Origin of the sequence: Pseudomonas sp. MOIL14HWK12:I1, assembly GCF_000510705.1 — a bacterium.
In the GTDB taxonomy this organism is placed as follows: Bacteria; Pseudomonadota; Gammaproteobacteria; order Pseudomonadales; family Pseudomonadaceae; genus Chryseomonas; species Chryseomonas oryzihabitans.
In genome coordinates this window covers 689,836-705,373 of sequence record NZ_KI783307.1, presented here as the reverse complement: position 1 = coordinate 705,373, position 15,538 = coordinate 689,836, and the positions used below count along the sequence as shown (strand labels likewise).

Annotated in this window: 14 protein-coding genes; 4 read left to right on the top strand and 10 right to left on the bottom strand. The window is 68.5% G+C overall.

The genetic code is table 11. The features are described from left to right. Positions 1-2 precede the first annotated feature (2 nt). Together PSEK12I1_RS0113285 and PSEK12I1_RS0113280 are read right to left on the bottom strand one after the other, a co-directional pair. The gene (locus tag PSEK12I1_RS0113285; protein ID WP_027601844.1) at positions 3-1,628 is read right to left on the bottom strand and encodes a (2,3-dihydroxybenzoyl)adenylate synthase; all 1,626 of its coding nucleotides are present in this window, start codon (positions 1,626-1,628) and stop codon (positions 3-5) included. Further along, positions 1,625-2,812 carry an isochorismate synthase MenF gene (locus PSEK12I1_RS0113280; protein WP_231501003.1) on the bottom strand — a complete coding sequence of 396 codons (1,188 nt, stop codon included), beginning with the start codon at positions 2,810-2,812 and terminating at the stop codon, positions 1,625-1,627. Before PSEK12I1_RS0113280 ends, PSEK12I1_RS0113285 begins: the two co-directional genes overlap by 4 nt. Positions 2,813-3,086: 274 nt before the next feature. Here PSEK12I1_RS0113280 and fepB point away from each other — a divergent pair, with 274 nt between their 5' ends. Then, positions 3,087-4,055, top strand: a complete 969-nt coding sequence (gene fepB, locus PSEK12I1_RS0113275) for a Fe2+-enterobactin ABC transporter substrate-binding protein (RefSeq protein WP_037006983.1) — start codon at positions 3,087-3,089, stop codon at positions 4,053-4,055. A 225-nt stretch (positions 4,056-4,280) separates the two neighbouring features. Here fepB and entS read toward each other — a convergent pair whose 3' ends face one another. Continuing rightward, positions 4,281-5,510: an enterobactin transporter EntS gene (gene entS, locus PSEK12I1_RS0113270; RefSeq protein WP_027601841.1), complete on the bottom strand. Its 1,230-nt coding sequence runs from the start codon at positions 5,508-5,510 to the stop codon at positions 4,281-4,283. Positions 5,511-5,636: 126 nt separating this feature from the next. On the opposite strand from entS, the gene fepD reads away from it, so the two are divergent. Genes fepD through PSEK12I1_RS0113255 form a run of 3 tightly spaced genes read left to right on the top strand, consistent with a single transcriptional unit; the run spans position 5,637 to position 8,421 of the window. After that, positions 5,637-6,632 (top strand): Fe(3+)-siderophore ABC transporter permease, encoded by a 996-nt coding sequence (fepD, locus tag PSEK12I1_RS0113265; RefSeq protein ID WP_027601840.1) that lies wholly within the window; start codon positions 5,637-5,639, stop codon positions 6,630-6,632. Then, a complete protein-coding gene (fepG, locus tag PSEK12I1_RS0113260) occupies positions 6,629-7,627 on the top strand; it encodes an iron-enterobactin ABC transporter permease (protein WP_027601839.1) in 999 nt (332 codons plus the stop codon). The genes fepD and fepG overlap by 4 nt, the downstream gene beginning before the upstream one ends. Further along, positions 7,624-8,421, top strand: a complete 798-nt coding sequence (locus tag PSEK12I1_RS0113255; protein WP_027599916.1) for an ATP-binding cassette domain-containing protein — start codon at positions 7,624-7,626, stop codon at positions 8,419-8,421. Before fepG ends, PSEK12I1_RS0113255 begins: the two co-directional genes overlap by 4 nt. Here PSEK12I1_RS0113255 and PSEK12I1_RS0113250 read toward each other — a convergent pair. The 7 genes from PSEK12I1_RS0113250 to PSEK12I1_RS0113220 form a co-directional block, all read right to left on the bottom strand. Then, entirely contained in the window at positions 8,418-9,548 is a 1,131-nt protein-coding gene (locus PSEK12I1_RS0113250) for a M20 family metallopeptidase (protein ID WP_027601838.1), read from the bottom strand. The genes PSEK12I1_RS0113255 and PSEK12I1_RS0113250 overlap by 4 nt on opposite strands. Before the next feature lie 28 nt (positions 9,549-9,576). Continuing rightward, the gene (locus PSEK12I1_RS0113245) at positions 9,577-10,332 is read right to left on the bottom strand and encodes a glutamine amidotransferase (protein ID WP_027601837.1); all 756 of its coding nucleotides are present in this window, start codon (positions 10,330-10,332) and stop codon (positions 9,577-9,579) included. 21 nt (positions 10,333-10,353) lie between these two features. Next, positions 10,354-11,439 carry a phosphotriesterase gene (locus tag PSEK12I1_RS0113240; RefSeq protein ID WP_027599919.1) on the bottom strand — a complete coding sequence of 362 codons (1,086 nt, stop codon included), beginning with the start codon at positions 11,437-11,439 and terminating at the stop codon, positions 10,354-10,356. Beyond that, positions 11,436-12,455: an ABC transporter permease gene (locus tag PSEK12I1_RS0113235; protein ID WP_027601836.1), complete on the bottom strand. Its 1,020-nt coding sequence runs from the start codon at positions 12,453-12,455 to the stop codon at positions 11,436-11,438. Before PSEK12I1_RS0113235 ends, PSEK12I1_RS0113240 begins: the two co-directional genes overlap by 4 nt. Before the next feature lie 13 nt (positions 12,456-12,468). Further along, positions 12,469-13,245 (bottom strand): ATP-binding cassette domain-containing protein, encoded by a 777-nt coding sequence (locus tag PSEK12I1_RS0113230; RefSeq protein WP_027599921.1) that lies wholly within the window; start codon positions 13,243-13,245, stop codon positions 12,469-12,471. A 12-nt stretch (positions 13,246-13,257) separates the two neighbouring features. Then, entirely contained in the window at positions 13,258-14,199 is a 942-nt protein-coding gene (locus PSEK12I1_RS0113225; protein ID WP_027601835.1) for a substrate-binding domain-containing protein, read from the bottom strand. Positions 14,200-14,442: 243 nt separating this feature from the next. Then, on the bottom strand, positions 14,443-15,459 hold the full coding sequence (locus PSEK12I1_RS0113220; RefSeq protein WP_027601834.1) for a LacI family DNA-binding transcriptional regulator: 1,017 nt from the start codon (positions 15,457-15,459) through the stop codon (positions 14,443-14,445). Positions 15,460-15,538: the final 79 nt, after the last annotated feature.

Below are 15,538 nucleotides of genomic sequence, written 5' to 3'. Positions count from 1 at the left end.
CCTTAGGAACGCCCGGTGGATGGGGTCTGCAGCTGCTCGCGCAGGCGGCGCTTGTCGATCTTGCCGACGGCGGTGAGCGGCAGCTGGTCAAGGAACTGGAAACGGTCGGGCAGCTTGTACTCGGCCACGCCCTGCTCGCGCAGGTAGCGGCGCAGCGCCACCGGCTTGAGCGCCGGATCGCTCACCACCAGGCAGGCGCAGCTCTTCTCGCCCATCAAGTCGTCGGCGATGGCGACCAGGGCCGCGTGGGTGATGCCGGGATGGCGCAGCAGCAGGCCCTCGATCTCGGCGGCAGCGATCTTTTCACCGCCGCGGTTGATCTGGTCCTTCACCCGCCCGACCACCTTGAGGTAGCCGGCGGCATCGCGCTGGACCACGTCGCCGGAGAAATAGAAGCCCTCGGCGTCGAACACCTGGGCGTTGTGCTCGGGGCTGCGGTAGTAGCCGCGGAAGGTGTAGGGGCCACGGGTGGACAGCAGGCCGGGCTCGCCGTCGGGCACGGGATTGCCGTCCTCGTCGGTGATGCGCACTTCGTCATCCGGGCTCATGGGCCGGCCCTGGGTGGTGAAGATGCGCTCGGGTTCGTCGTCGAGGCGGGTGTAGTTGACCAGGCCTTCGGCCATGCCGAACACCTGCTGCAACTGGCAGCCCAATTCCGCGGGCACGCGGCGGGCCTGGGCTTCGGCGAAGCTGGCACCGCCCACCTGCACCACGCGCAGGCTGGCGAGTCGCGCACGCTGCTCGGGCGCGGCCGCGGCCTGCAGCCAGAGCGCCACCGCCGGGGGTACCAGGGCCACCCAGTCCACCTGATGGCGTTCGATCAGCGCGAAGCAGCGCAGCGGCTCGGGATCGCGGGCCATGACCACGCAGCCGCCGGCGATGAAGACGCCCAGGGCGCCGGGCGAGCTGAGGGTGTAGTTGTGGCCCGCCGGCAGCGCACAGAGAAAGCGCGTCGCCGGGCTCAGGCGGCAGATCTCGACGCTGCGTCTGAGGCTGTAGTAGTAGTCGTTGTGGGTGCGGGGGATCAGCTTGGGCGTGCCGGTGCTGCCCCCGGATAGCTGGAAGAAGGCCACCTCGCCACCGGCGGTGGGCGTCAGCTGAAAACCGTCCAGCGGGGTATCCAGGCGCTGCTGCAGGCTGCGCGCGTCGTCGGCGCCATCCAGCAGTACCTCGCCGAGGCCCGGCGCCACGTCGCGCAACTCGGCGAGGAAGTTGTCGTCGCGGAACAGATTGTGCTCGCTGGAGGCGATCAGCAGCCGGGGCTGGATCTGCTGCGCATAGGCGAGCAACTCCAGCTTCTGATGGCTGAACAGCGCATTGACCGGGGCAATGCCGGCCTTGAGCAGGGCAAAGAACACCACGTAGAACTCGGCCACGTTGGGCAGCTGCACCAGGGCCGTGTCGTGGCGGCGCATCCCGGCGGCCTGCAGGTGGGCGGCCAGGCGACTGGAACGCTCGTCCAGCTCGGCATAGCTCAGCTGCCGCTCGCCGCAGAGGATCGCCGGCGCGTCCGGCAGGGTCGCGCGGCTGCGCGCCAGGATCTCGGTCATCGGCAGGTCGGGCCAGTAACCCAGGGCGCGATAGCGCGCCGCCAGGTCGTCCGGCCAGGGGGTGAATTCCAGACTCACGTGGGGTTCTCCTCGTCGAGCAATCCACAGGCGGCACGCATGGTGCCCAGTTTGGCGGTAACCTCGGCCCACTCCGCCGCGGGGTCGGAGGCTTCGACGATGCCGGCACCGGCGAACAGCCGCAGCCAGTCGCCGTGCACCGTGCCGCAGCGGATGGTGACCACCCACTCGCCGTTGCCCTGGGCATCGCACCAGCCGACCATGCCGGTGAACAGGCCGCGGTCGAAGGGCTCGATGCGCTGGATCAACTGGCGCGCCGCGGCCGTGGGAAAGCCGCACACCGCCGGAGTCGGATGCAGGCGGCAGGCGAGTTGCAGCGCCGAGGTGCGGCTGTCGGCCAGCTCGCCGTCGATGGCGGTGGACAGGTGCCACATGGCGTTGGTGCTGAGCAGCGAGGGGCCTTCGGGTACGTCCAGCCGGCTGCACAGCGGCGCCAGCTGCTCGCGGATGTCCTCGATCACCAGACGATGTTCGTAGTGGTCCTTGCTGGACTCCAGCAACTCGCGGGCGACGCGCTGGTCTTCCTGCGGATCGGCGCGGCGCCTGGCCGAACCGGCCAGGGGATTGGTATGGACCTGGGCACCCTGCCTGCGCACCAGCAACTCGGGGCTGACCCCGACCAGCTCGCCGCCCTCGGCGGTGGGGATGCGGAATTGATAGCCGGTGGGATTCTGCCGCGCCAGATTGGCGAGGATGGTCTCCACGTCGGCAGGCTCGGCCAGGCGGATCTCCTGGATGCGCGACAGCACCGCCTTGCTCAGCTCGCCACGGCGGAAGGCCTCGATGGCCTCCTCCACCGCCAGGCAGAAGCCGTCCGCGCTGGGCAGGTTGCGCACCTCGCGCACCTGCGCCGGGGCAACCCCTGCGCTGCAGACCGGCGCCGGGCGCGCCGTCCAGGCATGCTCCCGAGGCACATAGAGGCAGGAGGGCCTGGTGGTATCGAAGGGAATGGCACCCATGATCACCGGCTCGGCGATGCCGGCCTGGCGGGCACGGGCGAAGGCCTCATCCACGGCGTGCAGGAACAGGCTATCCCGGTGCGCGCCGCCACTGGCCGGTGTCTCGACCCGGGCACAGATGCCCCGCCCTTGCAGGACGCGATCACCCGACTGGAACAGGAATGCGGCCTGTTCCCGACGATCGGCAGCGACTCCGCCGACCACCTCAGCCCTCTTGCTCGTCATTTCGATGGACCTCTACAAGAATGATAATGCTTATCAATAAGCAGAAGCTAAAGGTTGCCTGCCGGAAAGTCAATTCGTTAGCGACCGAACGATCTCGCCGAATGGCCAGCAACCCTTTGAAATATCTGGTGAATCTCCACTGGGCAGAGCGCCGGCGGGTACCGGATCCACGGCTCCTGCCCTGGCCCTGTCGGCTACTGGAAAGGAACGACTTGCTGCCCAGGGGGTGGTTCTTTGAAAATGAGAGTGATTATCTTACAACTGGAAGGCGTCCATGTTCAGCTTGTTCTCAGTGTTTCGCATTCTCACCACTCTGGCGGTCGCCACTCTGATCCTGGGCGGCCCCGCTCAGGCGGCGGACTGGCCGCGGCAGATCAGCGCCGACGGCAGCCAGGTGACCCTGCCCGCCAAGCCGCAACGCATCGTCTCCACCAGCGTCACCCTTACCGGTTCCCTGCTCGCCATCGGCGCGCCGGTGGTGGCCAGCGGCGCCACCTCGCCCAACAACAGATTCGCCGACGACCAGGGCTTCCTGCGCCAGTGGGGCGCGGTCGCCAGGCAGCGCGACGTGAAGCGGCTATATATCGGCGAGGCCAATGCCGAAGCCGTGGCCGCCGAGGCGCCGGACCTGATCCTGGTCAGCGCCACCGGCAACGACTCGGCGCTACGCCTGGTCGAGCAACTCAAGGCCATCGCCCCGGTGCTGGTGGTGGGTTACGACAATCGCAGCTGGCAACAGGTGGTGGAACTGCTCGGCCAGGCCACCGGCCACGAGGACGCCGCCCGCAAGGTGGTCGGCGACTTCGACCGGCGCGTCGCCGATCTCAAGGCGCGCCTGCAGCTGCCGCCGCAACCGGTATCCGCCTTCGTCTACAACCCGGCGACGCGCCAGGCCAATCTCTGGACCGCCGCCTCTTCCCAGGGCCAGTTGCTGGAAAGCCTGGGCTTCACCCTGGCGAAACTGCCGGCGGGGCTGGAGACCGGCCATAGCCAGGGGCAGCGCCACGACATCCTGCAGCTCGCCGGCGAGAACGTCGCCACCGGTCTCACGGGCCAGACCTTTCTGCTGTTCGCCGCGGACGCCAAGGAAGCCGAGGCGGTACGCAGCAATCCGCTCCTGACGCACCTGCCGGCGGTCAAGGACAACCGCGTGGAAGCCCTGGGCGCCGAGACCTTCCGTCTCGACCCCTACAGCGCCAACCTGCTGCTGGATCGTCTGGAGCAGCGCTACGCCAAGCCCTGAGCAGAACAGTTACTGTGAGGTTTTCTAGGCGAGCAGTCTGATAGCGGCCATGGCGGTCCGCCGATGCGGCCGATCCTAAAAGACATCGTTGTTTTGGTGATCGCGGCCATGGGCCGCTCCTACAGGTGCCGGCTAGCCTGTAGGAGCGGCCCATGGCCGCGATCGGTCTTGTCCACTGCTGATCGCCGTATGCACCCGTTAGAAACGCCGTGGCGGTTTTACACGCTAGGCGCCCAGGCTTTCCGCTCGACGCAGACCGCGGGCCAGCGCCCAGCAGAGGGCAGCTACCCCGGTGGCGACCAGACCGAAGACGCAGGCTGCCTGCGCCGCCAGCATCAGGCTGGCCAGACCGCCGAACAGTGCCGCGCCGATGGCCTCGCCGCCGATGTTTTGCGCCGTCCACAACGCATTGATGCGCCCCAGCAGGCGATCCGGCGTCAGACGCTGGATCAGCGCGTACTGCACCAGGGAATTGAGCGCACCCAGATAGCCGAACAGCACCAGGCACAGCGCCGACAGCCAGAAGCCGGGCAGCAGCGCGAAGACCGCCACCGCCAGAAAGGTCGCCACCGCGGTCATCAGCAGGGTACGTCCCGGACGCGGCGCCTGGTTCAGTCGACCGCTGGTGAGGGCGCCGATGGCCGCGCCCAGGGGCGCGGCGGCATAGAGCCAGCCCAGGTGCCCGGTATCCAGTCCCCAGTCCTCGCCCAGCGACGGATAGAGCACCCGCACCGCATTGGCCATGGTGACCAGGGCGCCGACCAGGGCGACCGCGCCCAGCAGGCGATTCTCGAAGAGGAAGGCGATGCCGCCGCCCAGGGCTTGCCAGGGCGTTTCGCGTGGCTGTTCCGGCGGAGGCAGCGGCGGCAGGCGCAAGAGCACCAGCAAGGTGATGAGGGTACCGCCGGCGGTCAGGCCGTAGTTCCAGGCCACGCCACTCTGGGCGATCAGCAGGGTGCCCAGCGGCGGGGCGACGATGGCCGCCACCCGCACGCTGAGCATGTTCAGGGCACCGGCCTGCACCATGGATTCGCGCCCGACCAGGATCGGCGTGACCGCCAGCAGCGCGGTGACGCCCAGGGCGCCAAAGAAGCCGTCCCACAGCGCCAGCAGGTAGATGGCGGTCAGCGACGGCTCGGGCAGGCTGGCGTTGACCGCCAGGCCGATGAAGCCCAGGCCGCAGATGGAACGCGCGGCCAGGATCAGCCGGCGCCGCTCCAGGCGGTCGGCCAGCACCCCACCGGTGAGCAGGCCGACGAACATGCCGATGCCGGCCATGCTCAGTGCCAGGCCCACCTTGAGCGGCGAGTCGGTCAGCGCCTGGACCTGGATGGGGATGGCCACGGCCAGGAGGCCGAGGGACAGCACGGAGACCAGCCGGGCGATGAACAGGGTGCGAAAGGCGGCGTGGGACCTGAGCAGGCCGAAGTCGAGCAGGAAGGACGTCTTGGACATGAATCACCGGAAAAACACAGGGGACGCTATCGAGCCGCCGGGGCAAGGCTGTTAGCATGTAATACAGACTATCATGTGTTAATACGCCTTGTTCTCATTCACTCCCCTCCCCGTCGGTCGTCGCGGATGATCCCGCGCCGCCTCCTCATCCTCGGCTGCGCCGCTGTCCTGCTGCTTCTGGTGATGGCCGCCAGCCTGGCGCTCGGCGCCACCGCCATCCCGCTGGCCGATGTCTGGCAGGCGCTGGGCCAGGGCTGCAGCGAGCCGGCCTGTCTGATCGTGCGCGAGGCGCGACTGCCACGCACCCTCGCCGGGCTGCTCGCCGGGGCGGCGCTGGGCGTGGCCGGCACCCTGATGCAGGCGCTGACGCGCAATCCCCTCGCCGACCCGGGCATCCTCGGCGTCAATGCCGGCGCCAGTTTCGCCGTGGTGCTGGGCATCGCCCTGTTCGGCGCCAGCGGTCCCGAGCAGTACCTGGGTTTCGCCTTCGGCGGCGCCCTGCTGGCCAGTCTGGTGGTGCTGCTGGCCGGCATCGCAGGCGGTGGCGGCTTCAACCCGATGCGCCTGGTGCTGGTCGGAGTGGCCCTGGGGGCCATGCTCGAAGGTGTCAGCTCCGGCATCGCCCTGCTCGATCCGCAGGTCTACGACCAACTGAGGTTCTGGCAATTCGGCTCCCTGGACGTGCGCCAGCTCGACCTGCTGAGCAGCGCCAGCCTGCCGGTGCTGGGCGGGGTGTTCATCGCCCTGCTGCTGGCGCCAGCCTTGAACGCCCTGAGCCTGGGTACCGACCTGGCCGTCGCCCTCGGCACCCGGGTCCGCCAGACCCAGTTGCTCGGCCTGCTGGCCATCACCCTGCTCTGTGGCGCCGCTGCCGCGGCGGTCGGCCCCATCGCCTTCGTCGGCCTGATGGTGCCGCACCTGGGTCGCTGGGCCATCGGCGAAGACCATCGCTGGCTGCTGCCCTTCGTCCTGCTGTTCACCCCCAGCCTGCTGCTGACCGCCGACATCGTCGGCCGCCTGCTGGTGACCAACGAGTTGCGCGTCTCGGTGGTGACCGCCTTCCTCGGCGCGCCGCTGCTGATCTGGCTGGCGCGCCGTCAGCGCCAGGGAGGCCGGGCATGAACCGTCCCGGTCGCCTGCGCCTGCCCGGCGTGCTGCTCACCCTGCTCGGCGGCGCCCTGTTGCTCGCCCTGTTCGCCCTGGCCAGCGGCAGCCTGTCCCTGAGTCCCGCCCAGGTGCTGGGCGCCCTGTTCGGCGAGGCGCCGCGCGGCATCGAACTGGTGGTCACCCACTGGCGCCTGCCGCGGGTGGCCCTGGCGCTGCTGATCGGCGCCGCCCTGGGCCTGAGCGGGGCGCTGTTCCAGTCACTGCTGCGCAATCCCCTCGGCAGCCCGGACATCATGGGTTTCAACACCGGCGCCTACAGCGGCGTGCTGGTCGCCCTGGTGCTGTTCCAGGCCAGCATCCTCTGGAGCACCACCGCCGCCCTGATCGGCGGCCTGCTCAGCGCGGCCCTAGTCTATGCCCTGACCTGGCGCGGCAGCGGCGTGGATACCCTCAGACTCATCATCGTCGGCATCGGCGTACGCGCCCTGCTGATGGCGCTCAACACCTGGCTGATCGTCCACGCCTCCCTGGAGGCCGCCTTCAGCGCCGGCCTGTGGAGCGCTGGTTCCCTCAACGGTATCACCTGGGCCAAGGCCTGGCCGGCGGTGGTCTTCATCCTGCTGGCGGGTGCGGCCAGCCTAGCGCTGAGTCGCCGGCTGTTCCTGCTGGAGATGGGCGATGACACCGCCTGCGCCCTCGGCGTGCCAGTGGAGCGCACGCGGCTGTCGCTGCTGGGCCTGGGCGTGGTGCTCACCGCCGCCGGCACCGCGGTGGCCGGCCCCATCTCCTTCATCGCCCTGGCCGCGCCGCAGATCGCCCGCCGCCTGACCGGCACCCAGCGCCTGGCGCTGCCCGCCGCCGCCCTCACCGGCGCGGTCCTGCTGCTGGGCGCGGATCTCATCGCCCAGCGCCTGTTCCTGCCCTATGTCCTGCCAGTCGGCCTGGTCACGGTGAGCCTGGGTGGGCTCTACCTGATCGGCCTGCTCATCTGGGAGTCCCGCCGCTCATGAACGACGCCCCCGCTTCGCGCCTGCACGCCGAGCGCCTGACCCTGGGCTACGGCCGCAAGCTGATCGCCGAAGACCTGTCGCTGACCATCCCCGATGGCGAGCTGACGGTAATCATCGGCCCCAACGGCTGCGGCAAGTCGACCCTGCTGCGCACCCTCAGCCGGCTGCTGGCGCCCAGCCAGGGTCAGGTCTGGCTGGATGGCCAGGCGATCCAGAGCTATCGCACCAAGGAGGTGGCCCGGCGCCTGGGCCTGCTGCCACAGAGCTCCCAGGCCCCGGGCGACATCTCGGTGCGCGACCTGGTGGCCCGCGGACGCTATCCGCACCAGACGCTGTTCGGCGGCGTGCGCGCCGACGATGAGCGCGCGGTCACTCACGCCATGCAGGCCACCGGTGTCTTCGAACTGGCCGACCGGGCGGTGGACACCCTCTCCGGCGGTCAGCGCCAGCGGGTATGGATCGCCATGGCCCTGGCCCAGGAAACCCCGCTGCTGCTGCTCGACGAGCCCACCACCTGGCTCGACATCACCCACCAGATCGACCTGCTGGAATTGCTGGAAGACCTCAATCGCCAGCAGGGCCACACCCTGGTGATGGTGCTGCACGACCTCAACCACGCCTGTCGCTACGCCACCCACCTGGTGGCCATGCGCGACGGCAAGGTGCTGGCCACCGGCCGCCCGCGCGACGTCATCACCCCCGCGCTGATCAAGGCGGTCTACGACCTGGACTGCCTGATCATCGACGACCCGGTGGCCGGCACCCCCATGGTGGTGCCCCTGGCGCGGCGCTAGCGTCCGGCGAGCATCCAGTCCCGGAGCAACTGCCCGTAGAGCTCAGTGCCCTCCTCCAGGCGTTGCAGCTCGCAGTATTCGTCCACCTTGTGCGCCATGCTCGGTTCTCCCGGCCCCAGGATCAGGGTGGGCGGATCGTTCAGCGCGGGCAGCAGCACGGCGGCATCGGTGAAATAAGGCACCACGCTGGCGGGCAGCGCCTCGCCGTGCAGGGTAGCGCAACGGTCGAAGACCTGCCGCACCCAGGCGTCGCTCCTGTCGGCACAGACCCCGGGCAGATCCACCAGGACCTCCAGCTCCAGATCGCTGCCCAGGTGCTCGGCCAGACGCCGCTGGATGTCGGCATGCGCCAGGTTCGGTGCGGTCCGCAGGTCGAGGGTGAAGGCGGCACGATCCGGCACCGAGTTGATGTTCAGCCCACCGCTGACGGTCCCCACGTTGAGCGTGGGTTGGCGCATGAGCGGATGCGGCGGGCCGACGGCGAAGGTGCGCGCCTGGCCAATGGCCTCGGCCAGGCGGTAGATGGCGTTTTCCCCCTCCTCGGGCATGGCGCCGTGGGCCGTGCGGCCATGGGCGGTGCAGCGGAGCCAGAAGGCGCCCTTGTGCCCCAGCACCGGCCGATTGGCGGTGGGTTCGCCCACCAGCAGCGCGCCCAGCTCGCCAAGCAGGTGCGGCGCGTCTCGGCACAGCGCCCGGGCGCCGTCACAGCCGGTTTCCTCACCGCCGGTGAGCAGCAGCCGGACGCCAGGCCCCTGGGCGATGACCTCGCGATTGCGCTGGCAGGCGACGATGAAGGCGGCAATGCCCGCCTTCATGTCGCTGGCGCCGCGGCCATAGAGGCGCCCTTCGACCACCTCACCGGCGAAGGGCCCGTGGCGCCAGGTGCCATTGCCCAGGGGCACCACGTCCAGGTGCCCGGTAAAGCCCAGCGGCTTGCCGGCTCCGCGCCCCGGTAGCCAGGCCACTAGGTTGCAACGTCGTTCGCCGAAATGTTGCAACTCGCAGTGGAAGCCCACCTCGCAGAGCGTCGTGACCAGGAACTGCGCACAGGCTTCTTCATCGCCCGGCGGATTGAGCGTGGGAAATCCCAGCAGCGCTCGGGTCAGGGCCAAAGGATCGTCGAGCATTGGGGATCTCCAGTCGGACTACGGGTGATCAGGCGCGCCGCGAGAGCCAGTCCAGGCAGTTGAGCCAGAAGCGGCGATAGGCATCGCCGGCCAGGAAGTCGTCGGGCATCCAATGCATCGACATGTCGCTGGTCCAGACCAGGGTACGCCCCCGGCCGACTTCCCGGGTCGCCAGCAGCGGATGACCGCTGCCCGCGACGCTCGCCACGAGCTGGGCGTCCGGATGCAATTCCACCTCGTTGTAGCCCAGCAGATAGGACCAGTCCTGGGGCAGGCCACGCAGCAACTCATGCTCGCCGTGCACCTCTGGCGTGAAGCCCTCGGGCACCTCGATGCGGTCGTCATAGGGCAGGCAACGCACCGGCAGCACCTCTTCCACCGCCGTACCGCGATAACGGGCCCCCCCGTTGATGCCCTGGAAGCTGTAGTAGCCACCGACCATCATGAGCGCGCCACCCTGCAGCACATACTCGCGCAGCGCCGTCAGGCGATTCGGTGTGCGGCGGCTACGCAGCCAGGTATCCGGATGCAGCAACAGGCTGTTGGCACCGATATCCGACAGGATGATCACCTGGTAGTCGCGCAGGGCTTCCAGCGTCGCCGGAAAGTCGGTTTGCGCCTGGTCGGCGCACATCTGGGTGACGGCATAGTCGCTGTCGGCCAGTGCGGTCAGCAGGCGCTGGGCGCCATTGTGGGCGGTGACGGAGGCGAACTGGTCAAAGCCTTTGATATGGGTCGCGGTGCTGACCCAGGATTCGCCAGCGAGCAGAACGGACTGTTTCATAGGTTCTCCGGTTGCGGGACTTTAGGCCGATCGAACGCGCTGGAAGACGCGGCGCGGGTTGTCGATCAGCAGGGTTTCCAGTTGCGCCCCCGTGACGCCGTGGCGGCGCAGACGCGGGACAAAGTGCTTGAGCAGGTAGCCATAGCCGTGGCCGCCGTAGCGGGTGAGCATGGTCTTGAGAAAGACGTCCTGGGACAGCAGCAGGCGCTCGCCGTAGCCGGCCTCCAGCAGACCGACGAGGGCGCGGGCGTTGTCTTCGTCGGACGGCGACTGGGCGGCCTCGTCGGCGAAGTAGTAGCCCATGCCGATCATGTCGTATTCGAGGAAGGCACCCCGCTCCGCGAGTCCGTGCTGGTAATCGAGGTCGCGATGACTGGGATTCATGTGGCAGAGCACCACGTGGTGCAGGTCGGCGCCCTCGGCGGCGGCGATGTCCAGCACCCGGTGGCCCAAACGTTCCCAGCCGGGCAGATGGACCGCCAGGGGCACCCCGGTAAGGCCGCTGGCCCGGGCGGCGGCGCGCAGGGATTTTTCCTCGCTGTCGGTAAAGGCGGCCGACACCCCGATCTCGCCGATCAGGCCGGCGATGACCTCCGGCTTTTCCGCCGCTCCGCCCACGTCGTGGACGATCTGGGCGGTGAGTTCCTCCACCGAGCGCTCCCTGACATAGGCCGGGTGCGAGGGCTCCAGGTAGAAACCGGCGCCCATGATGATGTTGAGACCCGTGAGCCGCGCGATGCGCTGCAGCGCCTGGGGATCGCGACCGATGCCGAGGTTGGTGGGATCGACCACCGTCTCCCCGCCCAGGGCGCGATATTTCAGCAACTCGGCGCAGGCCAGCTCCACGTCGAACAGCTGGCAGTTGTCGCGGCTGACCAGCGGATTCATATGCAGCTCGCCGAGCAGTTCGATGCTCACCGGCTGCTCGGCCAGGTGTCGCTCGCCGCAGCAACGGGGTGGCACCCATTTGCCGGAGGCGTCGAGCAGAATGTGCTCGTGCATCAGGGTCACGCCCAACCGGTCCACCGGCAGCGGGCCAAGCACCGTCATGGCATGGCCGCTGTCGACCCCGACCGGAAGCGGCTCGGGATGGCGAAACAGACTCATCCGCCTACCCTCCCCAGCGGGCGGCCGGTCTTGAGGATGCGGGTGTTGAGCCAGATGGCCAGCAGCACGATGGCCCCCGTGGCGATCTGGGTATAGAAGGGCGACACATGGGCGAGGATCAGGCCGTTCTTGATCACCGCCATGGTCAGCACGCCCAGCAGGGTGCCAAGGATGGTGCCGAAGCCGCCGAACAGACTGGTGCTGCCCAGCACCACCGCCGCGATGACCTCCAGTTCGAAGCCCTCCCCCTGGTTGGAGGAGCCACTGCCCAGCCGTGCCGTTACGATCATCCCGGCCAGCGCCGCCGCCATGCCGCTCAGGACGTAGACGCGCAGCAGCACGCCGCGGGTATTCACCCCTGCCCGGCGGACGCTTTCGGCATTGGCGCCAATCCCCGTGAGATAGCGCCCGAAGCGCATCCTGCCCAGCAGCAGCATGCCGCCGAGCACCGCGAAGAGCGCGAGCCATACGGCCAGCGGCAGTCCGAGCACCCAGCCGCGACCGAGCGCGAGAAAGGCGCTGAGTTCACGGGGAACCGGAATGGAGTAGCCCTGGGTGATGAGCAGCGCCAGGCCGCGAATGATGGTCAGGGTCGCCAGGGTCACGATGAACGCCGGGATTCCCGCGTAGGCGATGAAGTAGCCGTTCAGCGCACCGATCAGCGCCCCCACCAGCAGGCCGCCGGCCAGCACCACCGGCCAGGGCAGCTGCCAGGTGTTGAGGCCGAGGGCGGCCAGGGCGCCCACCAGGGCCAGGGTGGAACCGACCGACAGGTCTATGCCACCGGTGGTCACCACCAGGGTCATGGCCACGGCCACGATCAGCAAGGGCGCGTTCTGGCGAATGACGTTGAGCAGGTTGCCGCTGCTGAGGAAGTTGTCGGTCACCAGCGCGAACAGCAGGCAGCAGAGGGCGAAGAACAGCGCGATGCTGGCGACGCCGGGATAGTCGTGCAGCAGGCGGCGCAGCGGTGACTGCACCACCACGCGCTGTCGGGTCAGGTCGAGGGTATTCATGAAATCCTCCGATTCAGGCGCAGGCGGAACGGGCGGTGAACTTGTGGCCGACGATCAGCTCGACGATCTCGCCCAGACTGGTGTCGGCCACCCGCCGCTCGGCCAGGTTCTGGCCCTCGTACATCACCATGATGCGGTCGCAGACCAGGAAGAGATCCTGCAGCCGGTGGGTGATGAGGATGACGCTCACCCCCTGGCGGCTGATGGTGCGGATCAGCTCCAGCACCGCCTCGACCTCGGCCACCGCCAGGGCGGCGGTCGGCTCGTCCATGATCAGTACCCGGGGTTCGAAGGCCGCGGCGCGGGCTATGGCCACGGCCTGGCGCTGGCCGCCGGAGAGGTGGCGTACCTGGGCGCGGGTATCGGGCAGGCTGATGCCCAGCCCCTCGAGGATGCGGCGCGCATCGGCGTGCATCTTGCGCTCGTCCAGCAGCGGCAGCCCGAGCAGCCGGCGGCGGGGCTCCCGCCCCATGAAGAGGTTGCCGGCCACGTCCACGGTGTCGCACAGGGAGAGATCCTGATAGACCATCTGGATCCGACAGCGCTGGGCATCCGCCGGGCCCTGGAACACCTCTTCGCGGCCGTCGATGCGGATGCAGCCACTGGTGGGCAGCACCGCGCCGGAAAGAATCTTGGTCAGGGTCGATTTGCCGGCGCCGTTGTCGCCGACCAGCCCCAGGACCTCGCCGGGCTGCAGGGCGAGGTCGACGCCGCGCAGGGACTGGATGGAGCCATAGCTCTTGGTGATGCCGGTCATGCTGACCCGGGGAACCGTCGTCGCAGTGTCCATGCTGGGTCTCCGCTACTTGAAGTCGGCGCGATAGGCATCCAGGTTTTCCCGGGTGACCAGGGTCACCGGGATATCCTGCTGCTTGGTGACCTGCTGGCCGGCGAGCAGCGCCAGCGCCGCCTCCACCGCCGCCTTGCCCATGCCGCGGGTGTTCTGCTGCACCACCACTGCCACGGAGCCGTCATCCAGGCCCTGGACGGCCTGGGGCGACAGGTCCCAGCCAAAGATCCGGGTGCGCTCGCCGCTGCCCTGGGCGACGCTGGCCGCCACGGTGCCAATCAACGCCGGCTCGCCGGTGGCATAGACGATCTGCAGATCCGGATTGGCGGTGAGCAGGTTTTCCGCGGCGCTCTGCGCGGTGTCCTGCACGTTGTTGCCATCCACGGTACCGACGATCTTCGCCTTGGGCGCGCGCTGGGCCAGCCCCTCGCGGAAGCCGTCCAGACGCAGGTTCTGCACGTAGGAACCCAGGGCTCCCACCACCCCGACCTTGGCCTCGCCACCCAGCTCTCGGGTGATGTAGTTGCCGGTGTATTCCCCCAGCTGGCGAGCCGCGGCGCGGTTGTCGACGCCGACCTGCACCTGGTTGTCGCCATTGAGCACGGCGTCGATGGCCACCACCGGGATACCGGCCTGGACCGCCGCCGAGACCGCCGGCTTGATGCCGTTGACGTCGATGGCACAGACCAGGATGGCGTCCACCCTGTCCTGGATGTAGGCCTCGATGGCGTCGTTCTGGGCGGAGGGGTTGTCGTTGGCGTTGAACACCACCAACTCGGCGCCCGCCGCCTTGGCGGCGGCCTGGGCACCCTGGGTGATCTGGGTGAAATAGAGCGCCTGCTGATTCACCTGGACCAGTGCCAGCCGCTTGGCCGGCGCCGCCTGGGCACTACCGACCAGGCCCAATCCGAACACCATCAGCATGGAAGCGAACGTCTTGCCGAATCGAAGCATCTCCATCCTCCTCTACCCTGCCAACGGATGTGGCAGCGGTTAGTAAACCGGTTTACTAAGTGGGCCAAAAAATAGAACCGGGAAGGTTCTGTTGGAAAGGAAACAGCACAAGGCGTGCCAGCAGCGACTGGAGGACCCTCTTCCACTGCCAATTCAAATGGTTACTCAAACCCCCTGCGCAGAGCCTCTGGCCGGACAGCCACCGGAGTGCTCCACGACTGGGCAGAATGGAAACGCCAAGTGCTACCTTGGGGCAGGCGCTGGGGCGACCGAGCCGCGTTCCACCAGGGTCACGGCGACCCGCTGCTCCCCGACTACCGGCTGCCCGGCAAGCACCGCCAGCAGGGCTTCGATTCCCTGGCGACCCAGGTCCCGCGCCGACTGGCGCACGGTACTGAGCGGCGGCGTGAGCAATTCCGCGTAGGGCGCGTCGTCGAAGCCGACCAGGGACAGGGCATCGGGAACCGCCAGGCCGCGTTCGCGCAGGGTATCGAGCACCCCTACCGCGATGAAGTCGCTAGCGGCGAAGATCGCCTGAGGCGGCTCCGGCAGATCCAGCAGGGTCGCGGCCGCCTGACGCCCGAAGTCGCGGCTGTACTCCCCCAGCAGCAGATAATCGGGACGCAAGGGTATTCCGGCCGCGGCCAGGGCTTGCTCATAGCCCTCGCGCCGCTCCCTCACGCTCATCACCGCTGCCGGTCCGGAGACATGGGCGATGCGCCGATGCCCCTGGCGGATCAGATGCTCGGTGGCCAGTCGGCCGCCGGCGACATTGTCGGCGAAGACCTTGGGCATCGAGGTACCCGGGACATCCTCGTCCAGCAACACGATCTCCCGATAGGCGCCCAGTTGCGCCGCCAGCGTCCCGTCATCCGCGCGGTTGGTGATGAACAGCAGACCATCCACGCGGCGCGATCCCTTCCAGTGGACGTACTGGATTTCCCGCGCCGGATCGTTGCGCGTCAGGCAGAGCACCAGGTTGTAGCCATGGGCGAAGGCCGTGGCCTCGGCGGCGTCGGCCAGCTCGGCGAAAAAGGGATTGGCGATGTCCGGCAGCACCAGCCCGATGGTCTCGCTGCCGCCCTTGCTCAGGCGTTGGGCCAGGCTGTTGCGCCGAAAGCCCAGGGCCTCGATGGCCCCTTCGATACGCTGCGCCGTGGCGGGTGGCAGGCTCAGACTGTGATTCAGGTAGCGCGAAACGGCAGACTTGGACAAGCCTGCCTGCCGGGCGACATCCTGAATGGTCACGCTTTTCGCCATGGGTCCACCTGCAACGAGAGAAGGAGCGGCCTGGCCGATCATCTCTCCTGCCCCGCCCAGGCTTCACACCTTGCCTGAG